Here is a 6,235-nt window from a genome sequence, read left to right as displayed (position 1 = left end):
TCACCCTGCCCCGAAGATGGAATCGTTATGATATTATATTTTCATTTTATGTAAAATGCGATGAAATGGCAAGTTTGTAGACTTAAATTAGATAGCTTTAGGTTCTTTTAGGATTAAAAAGGAGGCTTGTTGCCTAATTTGGGCAACAATTCGGCAACAAAAAAACCAACAACCAAGAAGGCTGTTGGAGTGCATATGGAAGAAACAGGACGTGGATGGTTACAAATAAAAATGGGGCTTAAATAATGAAATTCTGCCCCAAAGATATATATGATATTAACAAGTAGCAAATCTATGTTTCACTTTAATACGATGTTCTCAGGCAATACCATATCCGGTCTACAGTATAGGAGCCATTAATGTAATAGGATTATTCCTTATACATCATGCTGCCCATAGTTTCGCCTAAGTAAATTAGTTAAAATAGCCACTAATTTAGTTGAGTATTAGCGGCTTTTATTCCATTTTAATGATTATCCAAAATAATGAAATATATTCTCAGGACAGCCTTCTCTCTTTCCTCTTCAATAACAACATTCGCTCCTGGATGTATAGAACTTTTCTCTCAAGCTTAAAAATCCAAGTATGTTTCTTATCTCGACGGATTACCTCACGAGCTACTGGATCTCCTATCTCCCCTTTAGCTTTTGGAAGAGTCGATTCGATTCCAGACTGAGCTACAAGATTGGTACCTGCACCCTCAAGCAATTTTCTTTGTCTCTTAATCTCGTTGATCATCCAGTTGTAATCACGCAATACATTCTCAACCTGTTTTTTGTTCATCTTTAATCTCGCCCCTTCCATTAAGCTAACCATATATCTTCTCCGAGCGATAAATTCCTCGCTTCTGACCATTTATCCTTTCTATATATTACTTTTCCACTGAATAATATAATTTTGCTTATTTCCTCCTTAGACAAATAAAAAGAGAACACAAACCAAGAACGTAAAGCTCTCAATTTGCGTCCTCAGGCTTCCCTATCTCGGCCAATTTTTTTCCGATGAGTCAGTATCTTTTGCACCATTGTCTTTTGAATCAATATCTATTGAATAAATGATTTGATCCATTAACTTTTCTTTGGAGATAATTTTTTTTATTTCAGAACTTATCGGATATTTTTCATTACCAATCAGAACAAATTCTTTATTAATTGGGTAATGTATATACCAAACCCATTCCTTTTCTGTTTCAGGGCATACTTCTTTAAAATAAAAAGCTTTAATTGTTGACCATTTAATTAAGAGAGCTCCTGGTTTCAACAGAATAGGCATAACCAAACCAAATGTCAGACAATAAGCTAGGGAATTCAAAATACTTAGGTTACTATCATTCTCGATATCTATTGGAGGAATGAAAAAAAGGAAACTCACCGCTAATAATAGTACTGATAACGCTACTAAAAAAACGTTGAGCCTATACCTATCTTTTAGTGCCGGTTTTATTTCCGTAGAAATAAGATAAATAAACAAACCTAATAGCAGAACCATACTAATTATCGCTACCCAAAGATAGATTTTAATACTACTAGCTAAACCGTAAAATAACATAAACCATATAAATGTGAAGAAAGAATGTTTAAGTATACTTAAGACAGACCTTTTTTCTTTCGAATACAGTTTTTCTTCTAGAGGATCAGCCGTCAAAGTAGAAATTGGTGCAGATTTAAATATAATTACTATGACCATTACAAAATATGAGGGAATAGGTATAATTTCCATTATATTTTTTATTTCATTCATACGAGCACACCTTCCTAAAACAATTCACCTTCTTCACATTTGATTTTAGCAGTTTTTCCCTTAGATGTCTCAATTATGGTAAATTCATGCTCTACCACAACAGTTACTCTTGCTATTCCTTGTCTCCCATCAAGCACACAGTGATCTTATGAAGGGTGCACTAGACTAAGCTCAAAATTAGAATTTATTAAGAAATTTAACCCCAATTCACAGGGCAAAAGTGGTTTATTTATTCAGGTTTAATAGTTTATTTAGTGTAAACCTGCATAGCATAATCGTAGTAATAATATTTAATGGTTGTGCCATGGAACTAAATAATAACAGCCTCCTAAATCAACGTCGCCTTCCCAATTACTTTTTGATAATCTGTTTTTATATTTCCCATAATAATTAAACAGCCTCAAAAAGCAAAGTTCTAATAACCATAAACCAATATAATATGCACTAACCAGGTTATTATGGGATAGCTCTATCTTTTTCTTGGAATGAACTAAGGAGTTTCTGATATCCACAAAAAAGCTAATTGGGTCATTGAAATTTCCGTTGCGCCTTTCTAAAAATTCTATAGGATGCTCTAAAGAGATTTCCATATTGGTACAAAGAAGTTTAAATCGCTCCTTTGTATCCATTTTTTTGAATTTTCTATTAGATATTACACACTTATAATTTACTAAATAAACACGTGTAATTAGTTCCAACGCAATTTGAATCGAAGAAATACGATTTTCAAGAGTCACTTGTGAAAAGCACTCTAAATAAGTTCCTAATAAAATATTTTTAGACGGCTTCCAAACCTCGTGCTGCCATAATGAATAATAACCCTCAAATAAATCTTGGTATATTTCTTTTTCAATTTTTGGGTACCAGGTATGTGGAGTACTCCATTGGTCGATTAACCTTGCTTCATACCTTTGATAAACTGTATTGCCGTTCTTATCTCCCTTATAATAAGACGGATAAATCCTTCTACCGCAAGTAAACGAAAGATAAGAGAATAGTTCCTCCATAGTAGCTCTCACTTCCATAAAATCAAAGGAACTTTTATCTTTCCGATAAACCGTTCCTTCATGAGTTTGAGCAAATCCCCCATATTCTTTCAACTCTTCATACAACTTTTTATATGAATTCTTCAATCGTAATTCAATTACCCAACCATTTAACTCTAAATAAGAAAAACCTCTATATGAAGTATTTTCAGTATGAATTACTTCACTCCCAATTTCTCTAAGGTTAACAAGTTCAAAATTCAACTTATTTATATCATTTAGACAAGTAGTAAGTTCTTTGGTGATTTGTCCAAACATTATATCCCCAGTTGTCTTGTAAACCAATATCTTACCATACAAGTTGTCAGCTTCAATATTGTAATCCCCTAACAATTCGTCAAAAGGGCCTATCTTGTTACTTTTCTCAATAATTTCGCCTTCTACTTTGATCCTATATTTGTAAGAGAACAAGTTTGTGATTGTACCTTCTAAGATAATATACGAATCTTTTCTCGTTAAAGTGATCTTTCCTGAATATATTACGTCTGTAGGGTTAAATTTGTATTCGATAAAATTATCCTCCCATAAATAAAATTGGATTTTTATTATCCCATAACAAAATTCATATGAAGAAGTAAAAAGCCTCTCAAAGTATATTAGACTTCTGAGAGGCTTTTAGATTGAGACTTAGATATCAAAAATCCAGTCAATATTCAATTTTAGGGTTTCAAATCCTTGTATAGCAAAGGGTTTAGGACAGCTTACATCATGCCGCCCATGGATTCACCTAACTAAATAAAGCAAAATAACATCCAAAATAAGAGTATTATTCTACTTTTACTATTAAGGTTCCTACGTATTTTGTAAAGAAATATAATAATTTATTAGCTATAGTATGCCATAAAGTATGTCATTTGATGACCTCCTCCTTCATCTTTAAATTTCAGTAGGGACTTAGTACAACACTAGTCTCCACATTTTTGATATCTATAATTTTAAGCAATATCTGTTTAATAAAGTTGAAAGCAAGGACAGTTACTTATTATCTTTAAGTGTTTCGAGTAAATCATCTAATTCATTAATAAGTTGGTCAGATTTTTTAATAAGGTCTCTTGCAGAAGTAACCTCAACTTTCCTAACTCTTGATACAGGGAATAAAGGAACCACTTTTTTATTTGGCTTATCCTTACTCATAGGGACACTCTCCTAAATGAAAGCTTTATACATCATATTGTCCCTCAATAAAAAAAGAACTATCCAATTTTCATGGATAGTTCTTTCTAATTCTTTAGCTATGCATTAACGCTTGTTCCATTTCTTTTAGCCGCGCAAGAAATTTTTCATGTTCTTGATTATTGGAGATACTATTTCGAGACTTGGTCTCTCTCAGGGTTACATCGATACTTCTCTCTAATTCTTTAGCATCCCGTAATATATCCTGGGACGACGTCAACCCATTAACTTTTTTAATTACCTTTGCTTCTCTCATCACGTACGTCCTCCTTAGCAATACATTCAGAATGCCAATAAGATATTAGAGTATATATTGTCTTAGAGGCTTCCTGTGTTTTTATTATACCATAATCCTCATCTCTATGACTATCATAGTGGTAGCTATATACATAAATTGTATTATCCACCATACGAAACCGTTGGGAAACGATTTTCCTATTATGGGATATATCTTCATATATACCTTCCTCTTCATCTAAATATGCCCTTATTACAGCCCAATCTTTCTGACTTTCAGTTAAATTATCCAATTTTAAATTAGATGGAGTTCTAGTAAGACCATGAGAAGCATCTAATGTGAGAATATTTCCCTCCTCCCTAAAGAGAGAAAAGTTACATACTAAATGTAAATCCTCTTTATTAAAGTTACCATCAATAATTCTAAGAATAGTCTTATTCAAATGACTTTGTAACCCTATTTGATACTTAAGAGATTTACTCATTTCACCAACGTGCAACTTGGATTTTTCAAGCTCTGTTTGCAGTAATTGGAGCTTTTTTTCTTTATCTTGTAGGTCACTGTACACTTCTTGAAGGTGTTTACTTGAATTATGTAAAAGATCCTTGATGTAATCATAAAGTAACCCAAAAGTGAATGGTGCAGACTCTATATACTTAGATACCAACTTTGTATGGATTAGTTTTTCCAGACTCCTAAAAGCAGAAATATCAAAGTACTCATCAAAAACTGTAATTTCCCTTTTGAAATTAACGACTACAGAGATACAATAAAACAAAACTGTAGCAATTAACAATAATGTGTTAGTCAAATTATTGAATTGATTAATTGATCCAGTAATAAAAGCAACCAGTCCCATATGTTGCAGTATTGATGATGAAGTGACTTTTGTAATTAAGGAATTCGAGTTACTTGGAAAGAATGGGGTATAATTTAATAATCCTCTGACCAAAGGTTTAAATATCCACCCGATTGAGTTATTCCTTTGCCTATTATCTAAATCCCTCAGTTCGAGTAAAACCTTGTCATAATCGTCTTTTATGTTAGATATAGAAGAAAGAATAAGGTCATAATTGTCAGATTTGCTCACATCAGGTGCCCTCCATTACTTACCGATATATTTAGCGTCAGTATTTTCTCGCAAATATTATTTCACAAAACCATAAATTTAACTTTAATAATGTCAATGAATATGTGTATTAATTAACATTAAATATATTAGACATAACTGATTGGTAATAGGATGGATATTTTGATAATATTCTGGTTATTTCTTTATACCTTTTTTTTATTCCTCTTATTAATCTACTTCTTGTAGGATAACTTCCTTGAAAATTTTCTGATAAATCCTGGGATATAACTCGATCAGAAAAACCTAGCTCATAAAAAATAATTGAGGACTTATTTGGTAATCCGTATTTCACCTTTTTTTGCAGGGTTTTTAAATTTTCTGATACTGTGTCTTCACGAGGATGAAGAAATTCTACTACATCTGTAACAGCACTAATAATTAGTGACGCATCAAAAGAAAATGCATTATCACATAATTCTATTAGATGGCCTAGGTTGATATTTCGCGTCTGTTTCTCTGATTGTAATTTCGCACCAGAATTAGAAACCATATCAAATAAAAGCTTATAAGAGTACCCTTCTGACCAACCAATTAATAAATCCAATAATATATCTTTATCTTCAACTTTCTTAAAGGTTTTATTATTAATGTGTTTTTTCATTATTGGCCATATTAGTTTTAGTAAACAATCATAACTTCTACACGACCTAATATTTTCAAGATTTCTATAAGTCCATTCTTCTATATCTATAGAGATATCTACACCAAATAATGTCTTACCATAAATAACTCTTTTCTCTTCATCCCTAACTTTTTCTTTTATATTGGTTAGTAAAAGCTCAAATAACTTTTCAATTTGCTCCCTTTTATCTTCATTACCAATAAAGTGAGATAAAGTACTAGTTGAAAGCAAAATTATTTCCTCATCTCCTAATTCAGTGCTATCATCCATGAAGCTCATTAGAT

General features: G+C 31.9%; 8 protein-coding genes. All 8 read right to left on the bottom strand.

Annotated elements, in window-relative coordinates:
• Nucleotides 1-498: 498 nt before the first annotated feature.
• Nucleotides 499-783, bottom strand: coding sequence for a hypothetical protein (locus ACGTN9_RS17560; protein ID WP_499595212.1), 285 nt, complete (start codon nucleotides 781-783; stop codon nucleotides 499-501).
• A 195-nt stretch (nucleotides 784-978) separates the two neighbouring features.
• Nucleotides 979-1,740, bottom strand: coding sequence for a hypothetical protein (locus ACGTN9_RS17555; RefSeq protein WP_499595209.1), 762 nt, complete (start codon nucleotides 1,738-1,740; stop codon nucleotides 979-981).
• Nucleotides 1,741-1,754: 14 nt separating this feature from the next.
• Complete coding sequence (locus ACGTN9_RS17550; protein ID WP_499595207.1) at nucleotides 1,755-1,877, bottom strand: XtrA/YqaO family protein; 123 nt, start codon at nucleotides 1,875-1,877, stop codon at nucleotides 1,755-1,757.
• A gap of 153 nt (nucleotides 1,878-2,030) precedes the next feature.
• Entirely contained in the window at nucleotides 2,031-3,197 is a 1,167-nt protein-coding gene (locus ACGTN9_RS17545) for a YopA family protein (RefSeq protein ID WP_499595204.1), read from the bottom strand.
• A 564-nt stretch (nucleotides 3,198-3,761) separates the two neighbouring features.
• Nucleotides 3,762-3,920 (bottom strand): hypothetical protein, encoded by a 159-nt coding sequence (locus tag ACGTN9_RS17540; RefSeq protein ID WP_499595201.1) that lies wholly within the window; start codon nucleotides 3,918-3,920, stop codon nucleotides 3,762-3,764.
• A gap of 94 nt (nucleotides 3,921-4,014) precedes the next feature.
• Complete coding sequence (locus ACGTN9_RS17535) at nucleotides 4,015-4,215, bottom strand: hypothetical protein (RefSeq protein WP_499595199.1); 201 nt, start codon at nucleotides 4,213-4,215, stop codon at nucleotides 4,015-4,017.
• Entirely contained in the window at nucleotides 4,193-5,287 is a 1,095-nt protein-coding gene (locus tag ACGTN9_RS17530; protein ID WP_499595196.1) for a hypothetical protein, read from the bottom strand. Before ACGTN9_RS17530 ends, ACGTN9_RS17535 begins: the two co-directional genes overlap by 23 nt.
• 109 nt (nucleotides 5,288-5,396) lie before the next feature.
• Nucleotides 5,397-6,221 (bottom strand): hypothetical protein, encoded by an 825-nt coding sequence (locus tag ACGTN9_RS17525; RefSeq protein ID WP_499595193.1) that lies wholly within the window; start codon nucleotides 6,219-6,221, stop codon nucleotides 5,397-5,399.
• Nucleotides 6,222-6,235: the final 14 nt, after the last annotated feature.

Source organism: Halobacillus sp. B23F22_5 (genome assembly GCF_043497085.1).
Classification (GTDB): Bacteria; Bacillota; Bacilli; order Bacillales; family Halobacillaceae; genus Thalassobacillus.
The sequence above is the reverse complement of the archived record's forward strand: the minus strand, read 5'-3'. Positions and strand labels throughout refer to the sequence as shown.

What these genes read in the sequence shown, in the direction of transcription:
- ACGTN9_RS17535 (WP_499595199.1), bottom strand. Translation starts at nt 4,215, where the DNA reads ATGAGAGAAGCAAAGGTAATTAAAAAAGTTAATGGGTTGACGTCGTCC.
- ACGTN9_RS17540 (WP_499595201.1), bottom strand. Translation starts at nt 3,920, where the DNA reads ATGAGTAAGGATAAGCCAAATAAAAAAGTGGTTCCTTTATTCCCTGTA.
- ACGTN9_RS17525 (WP_499595193.1), bottom strand. Translation starts at nt 6,221, where the DNA reads ATGGATGATAGCACTGAATTAGGAGATGAGGAAATAATTTTGCTTTCA.
- ACGTN9_RS17560 (WP_499595212.1), bottom strand. Translation starts at nt 783, where the DNA reads ATGAACAAAAAACAGGTTGAGAATGTATTGCGTGATTACAACTGGATG.
- ACGTN9_RS17555 (WP_499595209.1), bottom strand. Translation starts at nt 1,740, where the DNA reads ATGAATGAAATAAAAAATATAATGGAAATTATACCTATTCCCTCATAT.